The organism is Bartonella sp. AA1HLJMS, from assembly GCF_042197445.1.
In the GTDB taxonomy this organism is placed as follows: domain Bacteria; phylum Pseudomonadota; class Alphaproteobacteria; order Rhizobiales; family Rhizobiaceae; genus Bartonella.
In genome coordinates this window covers 1-2,115 of the sequence record NZ_JBHIRW010000127.1, presented here as the reverse complement: position 1 = coordinate 2,115, position 2,115 = coordinate 1, and the positions used below count along the sequence as shown (strand labels likewise).

The 2,115-nt window shown below is 45.9% G+C and carries 1 protein-coding gene and 1 pseudogene; both read right to left on the bottom strand.

Translation table 11 applies throughout. The features are described 5' to 3' along the window. Window positions 1-1,661 (bottom strand): DUF4815 domain-containing protein (locus ACFIQE_RS09795; RefSeq protein ID WP_375707643.1); only part of this gene is annotated, 1,661 nt, incomplete at its 3' end. Window position 1,662: 1 nt separating this feature from the next. Next, window positions 1,663-2,115, bottom strand: a pseudogene (locus tag ACFIQE_RS09790) (phage tail protein); the annotation flags it as partial.

Sequence of the window (2,115 nt, the reverse complement as noted above, 5' to 3'; positions counted from 1 at the left end):
AAATTTTGATAAGGATTGATTTTTTCGCAAGCCGTTGTCAACTCTTGCGCAATGATCACTTCATTTGTCCAGTCAAGCGTAACAGGCGCTTTTAAAGGAGCAGTGTAAAAGGTTGGGTCAATGGCAAGCTGTAAAATGCCGTTGCCTACAGCACCTGTTTGTTGAAAGCCTTCATCTCTGTAACTGTCATCGAGAAAAGGGTCGGCAAACATGCCCTTTTTGGCAACAGGTTCTTTAGAGTCAACATTGCTTTTAATACGCTCTAATTGCATCAATCGATCAAGCGAAAGCACTCGTTGAAAATAGCGCCACATTTCATCATAGGGGGCAACCCGTGTGCCATCATTGACCACAACCGGCGTTTCAAGCCAATTGTTGGTAATGGTTGCAAGGGACAACACATCATCAGGGACACTGGGTGCCATGGGTTGGTCTACTGAGATACCTTTGATGTAAACCACATTGCCCCCCGTGTTGAGACCGATACGGTCAATGCGGGGTAATTTGTAAGTGTAACTGACGATAATATCACCACCCTCCGCACCCCCTGAGACAGTGATTTCCTGCGCTGTTACTTTATCAGCGGTGATTTTTGCACGATAGCGGTAAGTCACCTTATAGCTGCTCCCCGCTAAAGGTTCGTCTCCCACGGGTGCCCAATCAATGGTGTCTCCGGTTTTTTTAAAATCTGTGCCTTCTTTAAATTCCTTGCTTCCTTGAACGATTTTGATAAACGCGGTGATGCTTTTATCAGGAACACCATCACGCCCAGCGGCAACAGCACCACGGGTGACGTTAACGGTTTTTTCTTTTGTCAATAAAAGAGACTGAATATCAGCAATAGGAAAATAATAGGGTTTAAAGGTAAAACTTGTTTTCCCTTTTGGAGGCGCAAAAATATGCGTTTCGCTTGGAACAACGCTTGTCGAAAAGTCCTCGAGTTCTTCATGACGCAAAGCCGCTAAGCGTTTGCGTTTGAAACCATTGATATTGGCTTCTCCTTCTTGAATACTAAACACTTGGCAACCGTTATTGGCTCCCAATGCGCTTACACGGCAGCCACTCACGATATAATGCCCATGGGCGCGGTCGTACGTCGCAATAGCTTGCATGGCGGGTTCAAGCAGTGAGGGCGATTTTTGATCAATCAGAACACCATCTTGTAAAATATAAACCGGAAAGAAAGTGCCATTCTGCGCATCCTCTTTCAGTGCCCAAACAAGCTGTGCTGTTTCGCGTGCCGCTCCGGGCTCTCCTTCTGCTAAGGTGCCAGGGACTTGCCCCAAGAGCTCTGGATCATCTTCGTGTGTTATCCATTTTTTTTGCAGCTTCACACCAATTTCCAAGCGCCCAATCATAGCAACATTGTTGAGTACAGCGGGTGCAACGGGGAAAATATCGCCTGCGATATAAATCTTGCCATCCGTTAAAGTGACGGTCCTTGTCTCTTTGTTGACAAAAGCATCAGCCCGTTCAACGCGGTCTCCTTCTTGTGCCACAAGGCGCCCCAATCGGTCATGCCGTCCCCTTATAATGGTTTGAACTTCATTCAGTTCACCACTTTGAATAAAGGGACGCGTGCCATAAAAGACAACACTTTGTTGTTCCTCTTTGCCGCGAGATCTGTCAATTGCAAAGGGTAAACCACTTTCATGCTTCATATTAAAACCTCAATAAAATCTTGAATTGTTCGCGAACATCGGCACGCAAAGGAATATTGATAGGCGTTTTGAGTATCTCTACACCGCCATTTAGCTCATCAGCCCCTAACCAAAGTTTGCCAAGAGGGGTTTGTTGTGCAAGACAGCCATGAACGAGAAGGGAAACAGCGGCGGCTTGTTTGTCCTCAACATCTTCAAAATCTGTGCGGGCTGCAAGAAACAACAGAGTGCCTGTTGTAGAAGGGTTAAATCTGTTGCCACAATGGTTGTAAACACCCTCTAAAACCTGCTCTACAGGCTGGACAATGTTGCATCGGCGATACCCAATCAGAGTATTGTTTTCGTCTCTTAAAGCCAAATAAAGGGGACGATTTTGGAACCACTCTGCCATGAGTATATCGCGTTCATGTTTTTTGACCGAACACCACGGAAAATTTGCCAAATCCCAAGGATA